Below are 20,330 nucleotides of genomic sequence, written 5' to 3' on the forward strand. Positions count from 1 at the left end.
TTTGTTAATCTTTAATTTCAATCAAATCGGTTCCTACTAACTTCTTTGCTTCCGCAATTAATGGATCCTCTTCAGCAGAAGCGGCCTGACCATCTGCCTGTTCATCCGGCTGATGATCTCTTAAAAATTCTTCTCTTATTTTACCCCATTGAGCGTCAGGAACGCCAACTAATTCCACTCTTTTTCCTAGCATAGATTCTAGCAGTTGCTCAAGGTTGGTCCGAACACCACTTTTATCTTCAGCCACCATCTTACAATGTATTTCAAACTTAAATTTTAAAACAAAGGCATGAGATGCAGCCGCAACAGGTTCACTGTCTGTTAATAGCGCAGCGTGAGATACCTTATTTTGCTGTTTCAATTGGGCAAGAAGCTCTCCCCATTTGCCTTTTATTTTTTCTAGCTCCGGCCGCTTCGCTTCTTTTAAAATCTCATGAATGCGGCCGACAGGTGCACGATAGCCATTTTTGTTACTCGTTTGCGGTCGAGGGGCTTCCCTTTTTTCTTGAGGGCTTTGAGCCTGAGACATCGGTACACCCTCAGCTCTTAGCCTAGAGAGCTCCTGTTCCAGTCTGTCTATTTTATCCGTTAACGCTGTTAAATCAGAATCAGCATAAGATGGTGTCGCACCAGCCGTTGACTGGCAAAGCTTCACAACAGCAACTTCAAAGAAAATTCTTGGATGATTTGTCCATTTCATTTCTTGATGGCTCTTATTCAGTACTTCAATCGTCTCATAAAGAAACTGAGGTGTCACACGTTCTGAAAGCGAAACGAACTTTTCGTCGACCTTGACTTTTTCAAGGACACCTTCAAGGTCTGGTGCTGTTTTATAAAGAAGCATATCTCTAAAGTAAAAGATCATATCCTCTATTAATTTTGCAGCATCTTTCCCCTGTTGAAGCAATTCATTTAATGTATCTAACGCTATCGCGATATTTTGTTCGAAAATCGCTTCAGCAAGCTGACTAATGAAATGCTGAGATACAGCACCTGTAATGAGTAGTGCATCATCAATTGTCAGCTGTTCACTACTAAATGAAATCGCTTGATCCAAGAGGCTTAGTGCATCACGCATACCACCATCTGCTGCACTAGCAATAATCTCGAGTGAACCCTCTTGTACATTTAGGCTTTCTGCATCTACAATTTTCTCCATTCTTCCAACAATATCTTTTGTCGTAATCCGTTTGAAATCAAATCTCTGACACCTTGATATGATGGTAAGAGGAATCTTATGAGGCTCTGTGGTAGCCAAAATAAAGATACAATGAGCTGGCGGTTCCTCTAGCGTTTTAAGGAGTGCATTAAATGCCCCAATAGAGAGCATATGTACCTCATCTATAATATAAACCTTATATGTAACCGCTGAAGGAGCAAATTTCACTTTATCACGTATATCTCGGATTTCATCTACCCCATTATTCGAGGCAGCATCTATTTCAATCACGTCTGAAATCGAACCGTTTGTAATTCCTCTACAAGCATCACATTCATTACATGGTTCACTAACAGGTGACTTTTCACAGTTCACTGCCTTTGCAAAGATCTTGGCAGCACTTGTTTTACCTGTTCCTCTAGGACCTGAAAATAAGTAAGCATGAGAAAACTTTTTCTGCAAAAGGGCATTTTGCAACGTTTTTGTGATGTGTTCTTGTCCAACAACATCCTCAAAAACTTGAGGTCTGAACACTCGGTATAAAGCTTGATAACTCACAAATACGCCCTCCTCCATTTATCATCATTTTCATTATACATGAAGCAACGATCAATTCAAAAGTACACCTTTATTTTCTAATAAACGAAAAAGGGCGTTCCATGTAAAGATTCTTTACTTTTCTCGAATGAAAAACGTATTTTCCAAATTTCTGACATGACTCGTCAGACCAACAAGAACACCAGTTCTCTTTGTGGTTGTTGAAAAAATAGCTCACTTCAAAAAAGACTTTTTCGCTATTTGTTTAAACAAAGCAAAAGATGTATTCTTTCAACAGCAACAAAAAACTCACCTAGATAAACTAGATGAGTTACATTTAATATTGATTTACCGTGCACCTTCTGTCGATTCGCTACCCCAAGCGTTACTTAAACAGTTAGCTCGGCCCAGGCAACCCTGCGGCACATGAGAGATTTCACTTAATGCTGCTTCCTTCCGGACCTGACATGGTTCATGAATTCCCATTGCGCAGGACCCAGACGTCAACACCACTTATTTAAGGCAGACCTTGAAGTAAACGAACCTCGAGAAGGGATTCGGCCTCGCTAGAGCGGATTGCGAGTACAGGGCACCGCTACCTCCCCGCTTAGCACGGCAAAATGAATATTAAATTGTTAATGACGCAGACATAAGTATACCTTCTTACTGCTGAAATTGCAAACGACATCCATTCATTTACTTTTCGCCTGCTTCTTACGCTGACGGAGGTCTCGAAAGAACTGACTTAACAGCTCACCACATTGATTTTCAAGCACACCACCAACGACTTCAGACTGATGATTGAATCGCTCATCATCCAATAAATTCATTAAAGTACCTGCACATCCACCTTTAGGATCATATGCGCCAAAAACGACCTTTTTCACTCTAGAAAGTACAATAGCGCCTGCACACATTGGGCATGGTTCAAGCGTAACGTAAAGTACAGCATCTTCTAGACGCCAGCTTCCGATCGTTTTACACGCTTCATCTATGGCAAGTAATTCTGCATGGGCAATGGATCGCTGCTCACTTTCCCTTAAATTGTGAGCACGGCTAACAATTTGATCATCAAGAACGATAACGGCACCGATTGGCACTTCTCCTATTTGTCCTGCTTTCAAAGCTTCAGAAATGGCTTCTTGCATAAACTGTTCATCTTTCGTCATGGCACAGCTCTCTTTTCATGTTTTTTTAAAGGATATTGAGGTTAACATATTACCACAATCTTTTGAAGGGGGTCTTATATTGTCAAAGCACCAAAAGGCGCTGCTTATTATCGACATGATCAATAATTTTGATTTTGACATGGGACATGTGCTCGCTGAAAAAACAGAGCATATGACCAATAAAATTTTAGCCCTTAAACAGCACGCTTTCAAGAAAAATTGGCCAATCATCTATATCAACGATCACTACGGACTCTGGAAGGCTGATATTCAAGCTGTCATACAAACATGTAAAAACGAAAGAAGCGCCCCTATTTTAGAGCAAATGGCACCATCAAACGATGATTACTTCTTAATAAAACCTAAACACTCTGCCTTCTATGGTACAGCACTAGAGACACTCCTAAATGAACTAGGTATTCAAGATCTTATTTTAACTGGAATTGCTGGAAACATTTGCGTTCTGTTCACCGCAAATGACGCTTACATGCGAGAATATAACATGATTGTACCTAAAGATTGTATTGCTTCAAACGATGAGAGAGATAACGAGTACGCTTTAACGATGATGGAGAACGTTCTTCTTGCAAATATCACAACTGCTAAAGAGATCACGAATGAAAATCAAACATGATTTATCCATCACCCTCATAAATTGTTAGCAATAACAAAGGGGGCGTTGACTATTCAAATTTATGTTGTCAAAAGAGGAGATACTTTAAATGAAATTGCCATGCGCTATAAAACAACAGTAAATGAAATTATCCGTACCAACGACATCGAAACACCTAATCAACTTGTCGTTGGACAAACAATTGTAATTCCAATTAGAGGTCAATTCTACGAAGTTAAACAAAATGACACACTTTATCAAATTGGGAAGAAATTTCAAATTTCAGTGGAAGAATTGGCACGAGTGAATCGGATTCGACCTGAAGCGATACTGCCTATTCGTTTCTTGCTTTATATTCCACAAAGACCGAAAAGAAACATTAATTCTAATGCTTATATTGAACCACGTGGAAATCAAGTGAGCGAGAATTTAAAACAAGCAGCCAGAGAGGCATCTCCATATTTAACGCACCTAGGCGCCTTTAGTTTTCAAGCGCAAAGAGACGGAACACTTCGAGAACCGCCGTTAGATCAACTACCTCAGATTGCCACTCAAAACAGAACTGTATTATCCATGGTGGTCACAAATCTAGAGAATGAAAAATTTAGTGATGAACTTGGACGAATTCTTTTAACAAACCAATCTGTCAAAACGACATTTTTAAATGAAATCGTCCGCGTTGCTCAAAAGTATCAATTAAAAGAAATCCATTTTGACTTTGAATATTTACGTCCTGCTGATAAAGATGCCTATCTTCAATTTTTAAGAGAGGCAACCACTCGTTTTCACCAACAGGGATGGACCATTTCCGTTGCACTTGCCCCTAAAACAAGTAGTGAACAGAAGGGAAAGTGGTATGAGGCTCATGACTATGAAGCGATCGGTAAGATCGTCGATCATGTTGTGTTGATGACCTACGAGTGGGGATACAGCGGCGGGCCTGCACAAGCCGTTTCTCCGATTGGACCTGTCCGTCAAGTCATTGAATATGCACTGACTGTCATCCCAGCCAATAAAATTGTGATGGGTCAGAATTTATATGGGTATGATTGGACTCTTCCTTATGTTCAGGGTGGCCCTATCGCCAAAGCTGTCAGCCCTCAACAAGCAATCGCAATTGCTAGAGAGAATAATGTATCCATTCTATACGACGAAACAGCACAAGCACCTTATTTCCGCTATACCGATGCCAACAACAAAGAGCATGAGGTTTGGTTCGAAGACGCAAGGTCCATTCAAGCCAAGTTTAATCTCATCAAAGAGTTAAACTTAAATGGGATAGCTTATTGGAAATTAGGTCTATCTTTCCCACAAAACTGGCTCTTGTTATCAGATCAATTTAATATTGAAAAAAGAACGACAACGTAATTCATTCGCTCTATCTCTCAGAAGGGGTATGGTACAATATACATTGGTTTGACAACTTTACAGATAGAGGAGAACGCCTATGTATCCTGCCCCTTTTATTGCAGTGGAAGGCCCAATCGGAGCCGGAAAAACAACTTTGGCTACAATGCTTTCGAAGGAATTTCAATTCCCTTTAGTGAAAGAGATTGTAGAAGAAAATCCATTCTTAGATAAATTTTATGAAGATATGGAGCAATGGAGCTTTCAGCTTGAGATGTTCTTTCTATGCAATCGGTTTAAACAGTTAGAATCTATAGAAGAAAACTATGTGAAAAAACAGCAGCCGATCGTCACTGATTATCATGTCTATAAAAATATGATATTTGCAGAAAGAACCTTATCAAAAAAACACATGGATAAATACAGAAAGATCTATCACTTGCTAACAGATGATCTTCCTAAACCCAATGCCATGATCTATATAAAAGCCAGCCTTCCCACCTTACTGAATAGAATAAAGATGAGAGGACGCTCTTTTGAAGAAGACATTGACCCAGCGTATTTAAAGACCCTGATTGAAGATTATGAGCTGGCCATTGAACATTTAAAACAAACTGAGCCAGAGCTTCCTATCATTACAATTGAAGGAGATCATACAGACTTCGTTTCCTCACAGCAAGATTACCAGCAAATTTTACAGAACATAAAGGAGCAAGTGCTATGAAAAATATCGAAATTCCAAAAGATGCGGTCATTACAATTGCCGGGACAGTCGGTGTCGGAAAATCAACCATGACGAAAACAATAGCGGACAAGCTAGGATTTCAAACCTCTCTTGAGAAAGTAGATGATAATCCATACTTAGAGCCTTTCTACTCAGATTTCCAACGATGGAGTTTTCATTTACAGGTCTATTTCCTAGCTGAACGCTTTAAGGAGCAGAAGAGAATCTTTGAGTCGGGTGGAGGATATGTACAAGATCGGTCCATCTATGAGGACACTGGCATTTTTGCTAAAATGCATGCTGACAAAGGCACAATGTCAGAGGTAGATTATGAAACGTATACGAGTCTATTTGAGGCAATGGTGATGACGCCTTATTTCCCTCATCCTGACGTCCTTATTTATTTGCATGGGGATTTAGATCATATATTGCATCGTATCGAAGAGCGCGGAAGAGAAATGGAAACTCAAACCGATCGAGCATATTGGGAAGAAATGTACACTCGATATACAGAATGGATTGAACAATTTGATCTGTGCCCAGTGATTAAAATTAATATCGAAGATTATGACTTATTTCATGATGAAAGCTCACTTGATCCCATTCTTCACGAAATTGCTTCTGTTATTCAAAAAAATCGTTCTAAAACAAAATAAAAAAACCGCTGCATTTCGAATGCAGCGGTTTGACAATTTCCAATTTTTATGCTTGCGTTTCAATTCAACTAAGGTAAAATCAATATGGCGGAGGAAGAGGGATTCGAACCCCCGCGGGCTTTGACACCCCTGTCGGTTTTCAAGACCGATCCCTTCAGCCGGACTTGGGTATTCCTCCGTATCGACAAGAGTTAATATATCATATCATCTTATTTGAAGTCAACATCTTTTCAAAAAAAATTAAAAGGTTATCCTGACTTGATCAATATCATAAAAAAACAACCCACTAGGGACTGACCCCCGTTTTTGAGACAGGGATCAAAACACCTTTACGAAACAGCCAGTTGCCGATAGTTTATCGGTGATTGGTTGTTTAGTTTCGTTTGAATACGAATGTTGTTATAATAATAAATGTATTCTTTGACAGTGCGTTCTACGATGGTGTTCGTAGTTCGATCAATCCTGTTAAGATAGAACGTTTCAGACTTTAGTGAGGAATGAAACGATTCGATGGAGGCATTATCAGCGGGCGTCCCTTTACGGGACATGCTCATGGTAATGCCTTTCTTATGAACAGCTTTCTGATACTCGTAAGATGTATACACAGAACCTTGGTCGCTATGTAACACGCAGTTCTCAGGCAGTGATGGGAGCTGATTAAGTGTGTTTAAGATAAAGTCTGTGTCCTGCTTATCACCAATATTAAAAGCAATCACTTCTCCATTATATAAATCCAATATACTGGAAAGGTACAATTGTTTCTGTCCATAAGGCAAATACGTGATGTCCGTTACTAGTTTTTCAAGAGGGCGATCAGACTGAAAGTTCCGATCCAGTATATTACCAGCCACGGCATAGGGCTGTCCATTCTTCTTACGCTTTTTCATTTTAACTCGGCACTGCCACTGGTTTTTCTGCATGATACGTTGAACAGTTTTATGGTTAATACGCATGCTCATTTTTAGTATGGCGGTGATTTTTCGATAACCATATCGATACTTGTGCTCTCGGCACAACGTGCCGACCTGTTTCTCTAGTTGTCTTTTAGAGTGATTCTGAGTCAGATCCTTTTTCCATCTATAGTACGAAGTGCGTGAGATACCTAAATGGAAACAGATGTCCTGTATCGTCATCGTTTCGCACAATTCTTCTACCAGTTTGATTGACGTTTCCTTATCAACTTCCTTTCCAATTCGTTGTACTTTTTTAAAACTTCATTCTGTTGACTCAAATAGCGATTTTCTGCCTGAAGTCTCTCTAATTCGGAAGAGTACTCAGGACCCTTTCCATAGGTATATTGTTTTCCAACAGGCTGTTCAAACCGGTGTGTATCCCCAGCCTTATGCCACCTCACCCATGTCTGAACCTGCGTCTTATTCTTGATATTCAATTTTTGCATAATCTCTTTCATAGGTACGCCTGCCAATCTCATTTCTACAGCCTTCTGTTTGACTTCAACCGGATAACTCACTCTTGTCCCCATAGAAAAAACACCTCCATGTTTTATTTCGGATCACAACGATCCATTTTCAAACTTGAAGGTGTTTTTTATTTGTCTCATCTGATGGGGTCAGTCCCCTAGAGGCTGCTTTTTATATTCTGTAAATATAAATACATTATAAAACGACACCTTCACCAAAAATATCTGGAATTTGCAGAAGTTCGAAGATATCTTTCACTTCTTTCTGAACATGAGAAATGGTAACTTTTGTCCCTTTTTCTCCAAGTGATTGGACTGTATTCATTAAAAGTCCAATACCAGATGAGTCAACAAAAGGTACTTGCTCGAAGTTTAAGTTAACTGTTTGATAAGTTTCTAAAAGCGGGAGAAGTTGCTCATCAAAAATTTCGGTACTATCAATGTCAAGATCCCCCTGAATTTTGACTTCAAGATCCCCATTTTTTTCTTCTGTTGAATATATAATCATGACGCATTCCTCCAAGAACTAATTAATAATGTAGTACGAGCTTTCCATCTCTATCCAGTCGAGCACAAACGTTGTCAGTTGTTTGATTAAAAATGTGTTTCATGGTTCCAAGTTGAATGACGGTGCCTTCCATGGCCTTTTTGATGATGATTGTTTGATCGTCTGGAACAGAAATAAGAGTTGGTCTTCCACTTTCTGCACCGACTTCATTCACTTCTACTCCCAATCTTCCATAGGCCTCCCCTCCACGAATATTACCGCTGATCATTAATTTGCCTCCTGAATGAATTTTGGAGTTCACCGTTCCTTGTCCATGTACCATGATATTGCCGCTACAATATAATTGGCTGTTTAAAACATTAGGAATCGCAATATACGTGTTAGAATCTACTGTGTCCTGACTTTGTTCGTAGAGTTCTTTCATTTTTAATGTTAAATCTTTTATTCTATCTATAGATATCACTTCTTTGGTGATTGACAGAAATAACTGCGTCATCGCCAAAGATACCTCTTTCCAGTCATCATCGAACAGGTCATTTTCATTTTGGCGTACCATCTCGACATAATTTTTAGCTCTCAACTGAAAATTCTTAAACTTCTTTTCGAGCAGTATACGAATCAATGGCTGCAATCCACCTCTTGCGAAATCACTTGATTTGAATCCTGGTGATAAGGTTAGCTGCTTGATGACAGAAATAATCTGTTCTGTATCTCGATAAAGAATTCCTAGCAAATCGCCTAGCTCAACTACTAAAAGATTGTTTTTGCCCGCTGAAACTTCGGAACTAATGATGTTACTATAAGTGACGATCGCTCCAGCGGAAGTGATTGTAGCGTTTGTAATGGTCTTATGAACCGTTACGTCCCCTTCTGCTTTCACAACCATCCGTTCATCCACTTCACCAAAAATTTCAACGTCTCCTTTAAACCGAATATTCCCTGATGCCAAATCGACATTCCCTTTATGAATCAGTTTTGGAAGAATAGCTACTCGAACCAATTTACCCCGTTTTTCTAACAGAGGACGTCCAGATAAAGTCGCGACTATTTTGTCATCTACCACGTTTATACCATTACCCGCACGCACGGTAATTGGATGTGTCTGTTTTGCCGGAAGCGGCTCATTGGTAACGGTATAACCCATTTTTCCAGGTTCAGGAGGATGGATGATTGCCACCACCTGTCCTCGTTCCACACTTGAAAGCGTCTTGGTTTCACGAAAATCTACTCGACCACCTGTTGTCTCCTTAGGTCCTTCATCTATATCGTCTACATTCACTTTTAACTCAACCCAACCATCTTTTCCTGGCTGTGCTTTAATCCCTTCAGCAATGAGAAACGTTCCTTCAGTATTGGTCTGAGTTGCTTTGATGATTTCATCTTGATAAAAACCATGGATCACTCGTAGTTCTTCAAGCTTCTTCATAATATCAGCATATTGTAGAGTGTTGACAATCTCTTTCTTTTCTTCTACCTTAAGATCAATATGTTGTTCGGGCGCAGTATCTTTAATTGATCTTCTAAGCGTATATCCAGGATCTATCTTCAATTCTACTATTAATTTACTAGCATCCATCTTGATGGACCAGCGGGTTTCTCTTGCTTCATCTTCCACTTTCACAGCATAGTTGTTCGCTTCTGAAACAATGAGTGTTTTGTCTTTTACAAGTTGATTATCTTTAAATAATTGAATACCTTCTCCAATGGTAACCATTGGAAAATTGTTAGGGGAAGATTTGCATTTAAGTTGACCTTCTTCCACCCATACTTTTCCTGATAATTCCTCCATTTGAAGTTTTCTCTTTCTATATATCTCAAGCTCAGATAATGGAGATGATTCCTCCTCAATTCCCTTTTCAAATTCCGGTAACGGAGACTGTTCATTTTCAATCATTTTTTCAAACTCATCCAACACATTCAGTTCAGGTTTCGGGGTTTTTGCGGTCATCCGTGTCAATTTGACAACAGCTTGTTTTCCTAAAATGCCCATGAACCCCTTGGTCTCTTGCTGAAGTATTTCAATATTCACTTCTTGTTTTGTCGCATCCATTAGTTCGAGCCCAATCGAGATGGCTTCCTTTATATTTTTCCCTTTTGATATGATGTTTTGCACAAAATCACCCCCGTTTATTTCCTACATTTAGATGCATTCAGACTGGGATTGTCTGATTGTTCTCTTTCAACTTTTAAAATGACCATTGTGATATCATCTTTCTGCTGCGTACCATTAGTAAATTGATGAATTGAATTCATCACGCATTTCTCTATCTCACTCACAGGCTTTTTCTGATTCTCAGTTAACGTTTCAATCAATCGTTCGATCTGATACTGCTCACTGCTACCATTTTGGGCTTCTACAATTCCATCTGTATAAAAAAAGATCGTATCGTGGTCACCAAGTTTTATAGATTCTTCTTGGTACACTTGATTCGGAAGGCCTCCAACCATTATTCCTTTTGTTCTCGGAAGTTCAGAGACCTTTTTTGTTTTAGCACTTATCCACAACGGAATATTATGACCGGCATTCGCATACGTCAGTATTCTCGTATTCGGATTCCAATCTGCACAAAATAACGTAACAAATGACTTTAGAGCACGTAAATCCTTATAAATTGCCTGATTCATCGCCGTAAGGTTATCACCTGGTCCTTGAGTTCTTTCGGCAGCACTTCGAAAAGCACCACGAGTTAGAATCATGAGCATTGCTGCGGGAATGCCTTTTCCCATCACATCTCCAATCACAATTCTTATTTTCCCATTCAATAGCGGATAAAAATCATAATAATCACCGCCTATTAGCCGTGCAGGTACCGTTGAACCAACTACTTTTCCTCCTGCGAAAGAAGGAACCTCCCCATTGAGGAGAGTCGATTGAATGTTTCGCGCCATATTTATTTCACGCTGGAGCGTTCGATCTTCAGCATCTTGCTCTTTTTTCTTATGGGAGCTTTTTAGTTTATTCATATACGACTAAACAACCTCCCCGTTGAGGGCTTCTAGAATCTGATACAGCCCGACCATTTCAAACACTTGATGTGTGAGTTCATCAACACCTTGTAGCCGCAAAGTAAAATCTTTTTCTTGTGATAGATATATCGCATTCATGATTGAACCTATTCCAGTAGAATCAATGAAATCTAGCCCACTGAAATCAATCACTAGCAGTTTAACCATTGTCATATCCTCTAAGAAAGGGTCAATCGAACCTGTCGTAGAGATGTCCAATATACCGTGTAAATACAAAGTAGTCGTCGATTCATGCACTTCTTTTTTAATTTGTAATCCGGTCACCAGTATCTCCTCCTTATAATTTAAATTTGCCCATATAATCAAGTAGTGACCTAGAAATATCTGATAACTCACTCGCCTGTTCATGCAGCGATTGAATAAGGTCAGAAAGTGTAATTGTCATATCTGTTGTAGCTGCCGTTTTATCTTTTGCGATTTTCTTAAGCTCATCCACTTTATCTAGTATCTCTTTTACATTTCCTTGTTGAGGTGCATTTTTCATAAAAGTTCCTATTTCATCAAGGAAATTCATGATTTCATTTAGCTGTTCTCTGGACTTAATCGTTGATTCCGTCGATAATGTATACATTTTTTCTACAGAATTAGACGCTTCCGATTCAAGCATCACAGATAGTCGTTGAGTCTTGTTAGCTTGTTCTCGGGTGTCAGTGATCAGTTTATTAAGTTTATCTACCATCCGATTCGTGCTTTTAGATAAAACCTCTAGTTCACTGCCGTCTTTGATCTCACTTTTCACCGTCAAATCCCCTTCTTTAAGTGAGGCAATCTGCTTTTCAATCTTTTGAATATTTTCATATATTCGGTTAAAAAATCTAGCTGTTAAAAGGAAGAGCACGACAAGTGATGCAAGACCGGAAATAATGAGAATGATTGAATAACGGTAAAGAGGTCCACTCATTTTGTTATAGTCGAGTGCAATATAAATAACACGATTTTCATTCAAAGGGATAAACATTTTATACAATTTTTTATCTTTCACAGTCTCAATTAAAGTTTGCGTTTTCAAATTGGATTGTGTCAGCATTTGCGTATCTTTCTCTGTGGCAAATTTAAAATTTCCAGCTTCGATTTTTTTTAATGGAGGATATATTTGCTTTTCAAGAGAAGGGTTAGCAATTACTTTTGGATTCAAGACGCCAATTTCTTCAACAAATTCACTGTCTTTCACCAATTTCTTGATTTCTGTGTCAGGTCCCACATTCTCCATGTAGTGATTGACTTCATTCGCTTCTATAAACGGGTTAATAATAAAATCAGTTCCCTCTTCATAGTAGTATGCATATTTGAAAAACTTTGATTGATCAGTGTGAGAAGCTGATTTGGCAATTGGCAATACAAGTGTATATGGATTGGTATACGTAGCTCCCGGTACTTCAGGTAATTTACCGCTCATCAAGAGCTTTCCAACTTCGAAGTACCCATATTCTTTAAAACTAAAGCCAATCTCTGCTTTCTGGGTCGATTGAATGGCAACAAAATCGTCTGGTGTCTCTTTTAAAATTGAAATTCCAGCTAATCCGAGCTTTTTTTTGATTCGATTTAATTCATCTTGTTTGATTTCTTTTGCCTTTTTCCCCTTTAAAAGAGTACCGATATGACTCGCATAAGAAACCAACTTTGAATCAATCTGGTTTTCAATTGTAGATGTTGCCAAGTCCGTTTGTTCTAACCCTCTTATCATTGTATTTGCTACTGCTGTCGCCTGAATATGTGACTGTTTAACGATTTGCTCTTTCATATAGTAAAGTTGTGCTAGTCCAGATATGATGGCGATGATAAACAAAATGGAAAGCACTTTTATTAGGAATTGTTTCCTTAAGGTGATCTTTTTACCTTTCATCATTGCTCCTCTTTCATGTTGAATTCTCCTGAAAACCAGCTACAGGCAATGTCTCTTATTTCTTTTAGCTTGTGATTGCATACATGTCCTTCTTCTTTATATTCAACCAACCATTTTTCAGACGAAATATTTTCATAAAGTCTGCTAAACTCATTTTTGGTGATCATCATATCCTGACTTCCGTAAAAAACAAGTACAGGTGCTCTATACTTGATGTCATCGAATTTTGGAATCGATCTTTCTGTTTCCTCTTCGTCGTTGTCATCTACTATGCATGAACATTCCATACGTTTCATGAAATAACTAGGCATATTCATCCGCTCTAGTTCTACTGCTGGACTAACAGCTACAACTTTATCTACATTTTTATTAGAGCTCCCGTATAGCACCCATGATGCTGCTAGGCTTGTTCCAAATAAATAGATAGGCAGATGAGGATAGGTTTTCTTAGCATGATCGATCACTTGATGAATAAAATTCTCCCATCTGGCTCTTGTTCCGATTACACCATTCACCATAAACGTCTCTCCCTGACCAGGGCCATCAAAACTCATAGTGATAAACCCCTTTTGCAAGAAATCCTTTTCATACAAATAAAGCTCTTCCTTCGTTGAATCGATAGGGTTTACAATGATGATGACCCCTTTTTGGTTTTTCGGAACCCTAATTCGGCCAGAACAAATGATATGATTTTTTAATAACAGTTTCTGATACACTGTTGTTGTATCTGAAAGAGAATCTGCTTTCCTCATAAAATCTAAACTTTTTTGATACCAACCCATTTTAGCGTCTGAGTAAGAGGGATCGATCCAATAGTTTAGAATGTAATAAAGTGCTGCTTGGCGATAATTCTTTTCCGCTTCCCTATAGTTTTGTAGCACTTCCAATTCTCTTCCTCTTTTTTCTTTGTCTTCTGCAAGCTTTGACCATGTCGTATACCATCCTTCTAAAGAATGGATATCGGATCTGGCCCCTTGCAGATCATTTTCATCTAAACCATGCACGAGCCATCTTTCCCAAAAAACATCAAATAATCTTGCCGTTTTCAATGTTCGATGAATGGTTTTTGAAATGACAACGGAATCCATCTTTATCATTCATCTTCACTCCTTTTAAAATATGATAGGGATAGGCAGTGTGCTCTATCCCTCTACCTTTACATCCCCTGAAAATTCTTCTCTATTAAAAGATAGAATGATCGTGGAGCCTTCAGATGTCGTATACAAAGAAACCTGTTTTGACATTTTCATCATTAATGTAAAGCCTTGTCCCATTGATTTCTTAGTAGAATAACCAGCAAGCAATGTCATCTTAGGTAGTTCTTTTAGTGAAAATCCGGGTCCGCGATCTTCAATGATAAACCGAATTTCATTTTGATCTTTATCCTCTATAAGTGTCATCTTTCCTTCTTCACCGTGCTTAATTGTGTTGGTAATGGCTTCTGAGAGAACAAGCAGCCATCCCATAGTCGTAGAATTTTTATACCCCATGGCTTCAAGGCTATCCCGAGCCATATGGCGACAGTTCGGAATATCAGAAAGCTGTTTGATTTCTCCTTCACAAAATATCCTGCCTTTTTTAAAACCTACGAGGTCCTCTTCTGAAGCCAGAAGAAATTTCCCTTGAGTAGAAGCCAAGATGACATCTCTGTATACTTTCCATTCTTCCCACATGGAGGACTGAGGTGCGGGTCCACTTTTTTCAGGTGCTAACAAATCTTCTTTAAATATTTCATAGGCCTTTAACATCGCATTTTGAAAATTGGCCTTAACATTCATCCTTAAAATGTTCTCTCGTATATTGTGATCTTTCTCTTTTGCCCATGTCAGCATCTGTTCGCTCATAAAAAGAAAGTATTCTTGTCCATCGCTTTCCTCATCACACACAGAACGCGCCAGAGATTTATAAAATACATCCTCACCATCTGCCACCTTTGTACCTGTGTAGTAACAAAGTTTTCTGGCGAGAAACCCCCTCTTCGTTCGATACTCAACCTCTTTATATGAAAGATCGAGGGGAAGAGACTGAAATCCTCTTTCAACCGTGTGATCTTTGAACACTTTATCTATCAGCCGCCTCATAAAGCTCCCTCCCTATAGAATGCCTAATGGTGGCATAATCGTGATTTCATCAACGTATGCACCTGGAGGCTGAGCAATTAAGCCGAGTAGATAAGCTGCCACCGTTTCAGTCGGAATCATAGCATCGAGATCTGGTTTTGGTTCAATGTTTTCCCAAAAATCACTACTGACAGCGCCGGGAATGATGGCCGTTACCTGCACACCATGCTTCCTCCATTCAGCTTGCATCACTTTCGTTAAACCAAGCAAACCAAATTTAGAAGAGGAATATCCACCACAGTTTGGAAGAGCCGTTGTACCTGCTACAGATACAAGATTGATGATATGACCATTTTTTCTTTCTACCATATGTTTTCCTATACATTTGGACATGAGAAAAGATCCTCGTAAATTGGTTGATATCATTTGATCAAATGCTTCAATGGACGTATCAAGAATACTGTCAAATACACCCAATCCTGCACTGTTAATCAGGACATCAATACAACCAAATTCATGAATAGCCCTTGCTGCAAATTGTTGAACAGACTGTTCATCCCTTACATCAAGCGGTAGTTCGAGTACGTTTTGTCTACGTTTTTCTTGATAATTACGACTTCCAAGTACAAGATTTGCTCCCTCATTTTCAAGGAGAAGAGCCGTTTTCTGTCCTATTCCTTTACTGGCACCTGTGATTAAAATTGTTTTACCTTTTAATCGTTCATCATGCGCCATACTTCATATCCTCTTGTGGGCCGCAATATTCAAAGTAATTCTTTTCTGTTTCATAAAGACCAATCTTAAATAAATTAGTCAGTTGGGGAGATAACAGATCCCAAATTACGACAGCTACATTCTCAGACGTCGGATTCAGGTCTTTAAATTCTTCCGTATCTAAATTCAAATGTTTATGATCAAATTTCTCCATGATCTCTTTCTCTACGACACTGTCGATGTCACTTAAATTTGCGATCATTCCTGTCACTGGATCAGGCTCCCCGTTTACAGTGACTTCTAAATAATAGTTATGACCGTGACCGTATGGATTGTTGCACTTCCCGAAGAGTTCCTGATTTTCCTCTTCGCTAAGTTGTTCACTATGCAAACGGTGTGCTGTACAGAAATGATATTTACGTGTTAATCGGACCATTTGTCCATCCTCCTTTTCGGAATATAAAAAGTTGTTTTCATGAAGGCGAATTTTATGAATCTGACAGTGATCGATTTTCCCGTCTAAAGATTCCCAAAGATAGGTTGCGATATTTTCAGTTGTAGGAATGTGATGTTTAAAATAATCGTTCTCCATGTTCAGAAATTTCCCATCTAGATTTTCAGCTACAAATGATTTAACTACCTTATCAATATCTGTGATATTCACGACAATCCCGGATTGTCTATTAAGTTTCCCTTTGACCATTACTTCAAGTGTATAATCATGGCCGTGTCCGTTTGGGTTACTGCAAGGGCCAAATACTTGCTGATTATATTCATCACTCCATTCTTTCACCCTATAGGAATGAAGTGATGAGAAATACATCTTCCTAGATAAATAAAGCATGTGATACCCTCCTTTTAATCTCTTATCAAAGCCTGCTCAAACTCATGAACCAAAGATTGTTGTTCTTTGAATAAACCTTTTTTAATAGTTGTGACTGTGGAACTACCTGGTTTTTTCACTCCCCTAGCGCACATACATAGATGTTGTCCTTCCACACTTACGATAACGCCTTCTGGCTGCAAGACATTCATAATGGCATTCGCCATTTGTTGTGTCATACGCTCCTGAACTTGCGGGCGCTTTGAAATCAATTCGACCAGCCTTGCAAATTTGCTTAATCCTACGACTCTCCCTTTTGGAATATAGCCAATATGTGCTTTTCCAAAGAACGGTATAAGATGATGCTCACAAAATGTGTAATAATTGATGTCTTTGACAACTACCATACCTTCATATTCTTCTTCAAATGTTGTTGTTAAAGCCGTTTCAGGATCTACTCCGATCCCTTCAAACACTTCTTTATACATTTTTGCTACTCTCTTCGGTGTATCACGTAAACCCTCTCGAGTTGGATCTTCCCCGAGCAATTCCAGCATGTTTCGAATCTGATCCTCCAATAGACCCATTCTCAAATCATCATTCATAGTACTTTCCTCCTATTTTTTACGCACAAAAAAGACCCGACTAAAAGATTGTCGAGTCTCTCTGAAGAGGAGTAGCAATTTGTCATGCTATTCCTCTCACTTCTCAATCCTTTTTCGGTAACCCGGCGATCGTAGCTTTTCAGCCTTAGACCCGTAGCTTTGCGTCCTTATCTTTCAACAAGTTTGCCATTATCGAAGGTATTCTTCTCTAATATATTTATTTATAATTTTATAGAGACGTTAGAACACGTCTTTTTATTCAATCGCTCTATCTCCCTTGGCACTAAAATCATCAATTCAACTACTATGACAAAAAACAGCAATTAATAGGTATAAAATCCTGTTTAATCTTATTTTTAAAATAGGCCTATAATCCCATTATCCGATCAATTATAGAAATAATCAAGAAAAAATTGATTTTTTTAGTTTTTTTTTAAAAAAATGCAAAACTGACTTCATATATTTATTCTAGATTTTTCTCCATATCTCATCTTTCCCTTCATTTAGCACAAAAAAAAGATCGTCAATTCAATGACGATCTTTTTTAAAAGGCATAGATATTCATGCTCATTATATTAGGTTGCAATGATTCTCACGTGATGATTGATCTATTTCGTATCCTGTCTAATTTCTTCAATAAAATGATTCATCTCTTCTTTAAAATCATTTAATGATTCGATAATCTTAGTAAAGTCTGTCACTTGTTTGGCCTGTTCGTTTGTTGAGCTGCTGATTTGTGAGATGTTTTCAGACAAAGTTCCTATGCTGTCTTGGATTTCTTTTAAAAATGTATTAATGGTTTCAGCTGCTTCCTTCGATCCATCTGATAACTTACGTACCTCATCTGCAACAACAGCAAAGCCTTTTCCATTTTCACCTGCTCTTGCCGCTTCAATTGCAGCATTGAGCCCTAGCAGGTTTGTCTGTCTCGCGATCCCGCCAATGGTTTTGACGACTTCTTCAATATTCGCCGATTTCTCTTCTGCTCTTCCAGCCTGCTCGCTTATTTCTAAGCTCGTAGCAGCCAGCTCTTGTGAATGTGCAGCAATTTGCTCAATTCCACCTTGTAGTTCTTTCGCTACTTTATTGATATGTTCCATATAGCCGCTTAATTGCTTTTCACGATGATGTGAAAAAGCCACTAAAAAAGAACCAATCACCTTTTTATCTTCATCAAAAATAGGATAACCTTTTACAGCAATTTCATAGCCATATAAAGACTCCGGTAAATAACCGTCGTATTCTTGTCCACTTAATGTTGTCGCCACGTTTTGGTCTTCTGGGTTCAATGGGTCCCCTGCTTTAATGCCAAAATCTACTGTACTCGACGGGTAATAACAAAGCACCTTTTCTGTATCAGAGATGCAGAAAAGGATACTGTCATCTAGAACTTTTCTGAGTAAATGCGCCATTTCAACATAATAGTCAAGCCTATTCAAGATTATTCCTTCTTTCCTAGAAGCTTTTAGTCTTTTTATCGGCTTATTTTATAAAAGCTGTAGAAGTTTAGGTAAAAAGAATAAGATGCCAAGGCGGCATCTTATTTGATCACATCTTTATTACCCATATAAGGACGTAGTACTTCAGGAATAATCACTGTTCCATCCTCTTGTTGGTAGTTTTCTAAAATGGCTGCCACTGTTCTTCCTACCGCTAAACCAGATCCATTTAATGTGTGGACGTGTTCTGGCTTTGCTTTAGGTTCTGGGCGGAAACGAATATTTGCTCGTCTTGCTTGGAACGCTTCGAAATTACTGCAAGAAGAAATTTCACGATACGTATTTTGGCTCGGAATCCATACTTCGATGTCGTATTTCTTCGCAGCTGTGAAACCTAAGTCTCCCGTACACATGCTCATGACACGGTATGGCAGGTTCAATAATTGAAGAACTTTTTCTGCCTGATTTGTTAGTTTTTCTAATTCTTCATAAGACTCTTCTGGTCTGACAAATTTCACGAGCTCTACTTTGTTGAATTGATGCTGACGAATGAGTCCTCGTGTATCTCTGCCGGCAGATCCAGCTTCAGATCTAAAGCAAGCACTGAATGCTGCATAATTGATTGGTAGCTGATCCCCTTCAAGGATTTCGTCACGGTGCATGTTGGTAATTGGCACTTCAGCCGTTGGAATGAGGAAATAATCTTCTTCCCGAATTTTAAAAGCATCCTCTTCAAATTTTGGAAGCTGTCCAGTCCCCGTCATGCTTGCTCTGTTGACCATGTAAGGTGGAAGTACTTCAGTAAAACCAAACTCATCCACATGTAAATCGAGCATAAAGTTATAAAGTGCACGCTCTAAACGTGCGCCCAGTCCTTTATAAAAAACAAAGCGGCTTCCTGTCACTTTTCCTGCTCGTTCAAAATCCAAAATATTTAGCTCATCTGCTACGTCCCAATGCGGCTTTGGCTCAAATGAAAATGCTGGCTGTTCGCCCCATTTTCTCACTTCAATGTTGTCGTCTTCTGTTTCACCAACTGGTACAGAGTCATGAGGGATATTTGGAATGGAGAACAGGATGGTTTTCAGGCTTTCCTCTACTGTTCTTAATTCATCATCCAGCTTCTTAATCTCATCGCCTACCTCGCGCATTTCTTGAATAATGTGATCGGCGTCTTTCTTTTCTCTTTTTAGAACAGCCACTTGCTGTGATACTTCATTTCTTCGGCTCTTCAATTCTTCTGTTTTACCGATTAATTCTCTTCTTTTTTGATCCAGCTCACCAAATTTATCAAAATCCGCCAAATCTTCGCCTCGGTGTGCTAATTTTTCTTTGATTTGATCAAAGTCCGTGCGCAGTTGTTTAATATCCAGCATGTGTTACACTCCTTTTTTTATCGAAAAATAAAAAGAGCCCTCATCCCATGAAAGGGACGAGAGCTCTCGCGTTGCCACCCTGATTGAAAACATGCAAAAGCATGCTTTCCTCTTTCCTCTATAACGGCATCACCGTAAATGCTTACTTCTCGTGTTTCAGCATTTCGCTCAAGGATGGATTCAGAATGCATCTTTCACCGATTCACACCAACCATCGGCTCTCTGAGAAAGAGGGGCTTCTTACTATTTCCCGTCAACGCTTTTTCGATCTTTGATTGTGATTTTAATGTACTATAAGTTTTATCTCTTT

The 20,330-nt window shown here is 38.8% G+C and carries 18 protein-coding genes, 1 tRNA gene, 1 other RNA gene, 1 pseudogene, 1 riboswitch and 1 other annotated feature; of the genes and pseudogenes, 4 read left to right on the forward strand and 17 right to left on the reverse strand.

The genetic code is table 11. The features are described 5' to 3' along the window. Positions 1–4: 4 nt before the first annotated feature. The 3 genes from dnaX to tadA all read right to left on the reverse strand — a co-directional run bounded on the left by dnaX (position 5) and on the right by tadA (position 2,865). Positions 5–1,717: a DNA polymerase III subunit gamma/tau gene (dnaX, locus tag GPA07_RS00930; RefSeq protein ID WP_157291876.1), complete on the reverse strand. Its 1,713-nt coding sequence runs from the start codon at positions 1,715–1,717 to the stop codon at positions 5–7. 330 nt (positions 1,718–2,047) lie between these two features. Beyond that, positions 2,048–2,312: signal recognition particle sRNA large type (gene ffs / locus GPA07_RS00935), an RNA gene on the reverse strand. A 76-nt stretch (positions 2,313–2,388) separates the two neighbouring features. Then, on the reverse strand, positions 2,389–2,865 hold the full coding sequence (tadA, locus tag GPA07_RS00940) for a tRNA adenosine(34) deaminase TadA (RefSeq protein ID WP_157291877.1): 477 nt from the start codon (positions 2,863–2,865) through the stop codon (positions 2,389–2,391). 79 nt (positions 2,866–2,944) lie between these two features. Between tadA and GPA07_RS00945 the strand changes: the two genes are divergently transcribed. The 4 genes from GPA07_RS00945 to GPA07_RS00960 all read left to right on the forward strand — a co-directional run bounded on the left by GPA07_RS00945 (position 2,945) and on the right by GPA07_RS00960 (position 6,205). Next, the gene (locus tag GPA07_RS00945) at positions 2,945–3,499 is read left to right on the forward strand and encodes a cysteine hydrolase family protein (RefSeq protein ID WP_071168257.1); all 555 of its coding nucleotides are present in this window, start codon (positions 2,945–2,947) and stop codon (positions 3,497–3,499) included. Between the two features lie 99 nt (positions 3,500–3,598). Next, positions 3,599–4,846: a glycoside hydrolase family 18 protein gene (locus tag GPA07_RS00950; RefSeq protein ID WP_232532132.1), complete on the forward strand. Its 1,248-nt coding sequence runs from the start codon at positions 3,599–3,601 to the stop codon at positions 4,844–4,846. A gap of 79 nt (positions 4,847–4,925) precedes the next feature. Continuing rightward, positions 4,926–5,549, forward strand: coding sequence for a deoxynucleoside kinase (locus tag GPA07_RS00955; protein WP_008360301.1), 624 nt, complete (start codon positions 4,926–4,928; stop codon positions 5,547–5,549). Then, the gene (locus GPA07_RS00960) at positions 5,546–6,205 is read left to right on the forward strand and encodes a deoxynucleoside kinase (protein WP_008360303.1); all 660 of its coding nucleotides are present in this window, start codon (positions 5,546–5,548) and stop codon (positions 6,203–6,205) included. Before GPA07_RS00955 ends, GPA07_RS00960 begins: the two co-directional genes overlap by 4 nt. 85 nt (positions 6,206–6,290) lie before the next feature. On the opposite strand, the gene GPA07_RS00965 is transcribed toward GPA07_RS00960, so the two are convergent. The 14 genes and pseudogenes from GPA07_RS00965 to serS all read right to left on the reverse strand — a co-directional run bounded on the left by GPA07_RS00965 (position 6,291) and on the right by serS (position 20,020). Further along, a tRNA-Ser gene (locus GPA07_RS00965) sits at positions 6,291–6,383 on the reverse strand. A gap of 151 nt (positions 6,384–6,534) precedes the next feature. Then, positions 6,535–7,688, reverse strand: a protein-coding gene (locus GPA07_RS00970; RefSeq protein WP_145939420.1) for an IS3 family transposase whose coding sequence is annotated in 2 segments (ribosomal slippage) — positions 6,535–7,415 and positions 7,415–7,688 — 1,155 coding nt in all. Because the reading frame shifts where the segments join, the coding sequence is not laid out codon by codon here. A 133-nt stretch (positions 7,689–7,821) separates the two neighbouring features. After that, positions 7,822–8,133, reverse strand: coding sequence for an STAS domain-containing protein (locus GPA07_RS00975; RefSeq protein ID WP_008360304.1), 312 nt, complete (start codon positions 8,131–8,133; stop codon positions 7,822–7,824). A gap of 22 nt (positions 8,134–8,155) precedes the next feature. Next, the gene (locus tag GPA07_RS00980; protein ID WP_071168260.1) at positions 8,156–10,246 is read right to left on the reverse strand and encodes a FapA family protein; all 2,091 of its coding nucleotides are present in this window, start codon (positions 10,244–10,246) and stop codon (positions 8,156–8,158) included. A 14-nt stretch (positions 10,247–10,260) separates the two neighbouring features. Continuing rightward, positions 10,261–11,097: a PP2C family protein-serine/threonine phosphatase gene (locus GPA07_RS00985; RefSeq protein ID WP_008360307.1), complete on the reverse strand. Its 837-nt coding sequence runs from the start codon at positions 11,095–11,097 to the stop codon at positions 10,261–10,263. A gap of 6 nt (positions 11,098–11,103) precedes the next feature. Then, entirely contained in the window at positions 11,104–11,424 is a 321-nt protein-coding gene (locus tag GPA07_RS00990) for an STAS domain-containing protein (protein WP_008360310.1), read from the reverse strand. A gap of 13 nt (positions 11,425–11,437) precedes the next feature. Next, positions 11,438–13,003 carry a methyl-accepting chemotaxis protein gene (locus GPA07_RS00995; RefSeq protein WP_008360312.1) on the reverse strand — a complete coding sequence of 522 codons (1,566 nt, stop codon included), beginning with the start codon at positions 13,001–13,003 and terminating at the stop codon, positions 11,438–11,440. Then, positions 13,003–14,100, reverse strand: a complete 1,098-nt coding sequence (locus GPA07_RS01000; RefSeq protein ID WP_157291879.1) for an alpha/beta hydrolase — start codon at positions 14,098–14,100, stop codon at positions 13,003–13,005. The genes GPA07_RS00995 and GPA07_RS01000 overlap by 1 nt, the downstream gene beginning before the upstream one ends. 45 nt (positions 14,101–14,145) lie before the next feature. Then, the gene (locus GPA07_RS01005) at positions 14,146–15,084 is read right to left on the reverse strand and encodes an ATP-binding protein (protein ID WP_008360315.1); all 939 of its coding nucleotides are present in this window, start codon (positions 15,082–15,084) and stop codon (positions 14,146–14,148) included. A 12-nt stretch (positions 15,085–15,096) separates the two neighbouring features. Then, positions 15,097–15,798 carry an SDR family oxidoreductase gene (locus GPA07_RS01010; protein ID WP_071168261.1) on the reverse strand — a complete coding sequence of 234 codons (702 nt, stop codon included), beginning with the start codon at positions 15,796–15,798 and terminating at the stop codon, positions 15,097–15,099. After that, positions 15,788–16,621: a 6-carboxytetrahydropterin synthase gene (locus GPA07_RS01015; protein WP_157291880.1), complete on the reverse strand. Its 834-nt coding sequence runs from the start codon at positions 16,619–16,621 to the stop codon at positions 15,788–15,790. The genes GPA07_RS01010 and GPA07_RS01015 overlap by 11 nt, the downstream gene beginning before the upstream one ends. Before the next feature lie 14 nt (positions 16,622–16,635). Further along, positions 16,636–17,205, reverse strand: a complete 570-nt coding sequence (gene folE / locus GPA07_RS01020) for a GTP cyclohydrolase I FolE (RefSeq protein WP_071168263.1) — start codon at positions 17,203–17,205, stop codon at positions 16,636–16,638. A 113-nt stretch (positions 17,206–17,318) separates the two neighbouring features. After that, positions 17,319–17,403, reverse strand: a riboswitch (cyclic di-GMP riboswitch). Between the two features lie 410 nt (positions 17,404–17,813). After that, a pseudogene (locus tag GPA07_RS19080) lies at positions 17,814–18,149 on the reverse strand (methyl-accepting chemotaxis protein); the annotation flags it as partial. 596 nt (positions 18,150–18,745) lie between these two features. Beyond that, on the reverse strand, positions 18,746–20,020 hold the full coding sequence (serS, locus tag GPA07_RS01030) for a serine--tRNA ligase (protein WP_008360325.1): 1,275 nt from the start codon (positions 20,018–20,020) through the stop codon (positions 18,746–18,748). A 49-nt stretch (positions 20,021–20,069) separates the two neighbouring features. Beyond that, positions 20,070–20,286 (reverse strand) — a binding site (T-box leader). Between the last annotated feature and the right edge of the window lie 44 nt (positions 20,287–20,330).

This window comes from Bacillus sp. ms-22, from assembly GCF_009759805.1.
Taxonomy (GTDB): Bacteria; Bacillota; Bacilli; order Bacillales; family Bacillaceae; genus Bacillus; species Bacillus xiamenensis.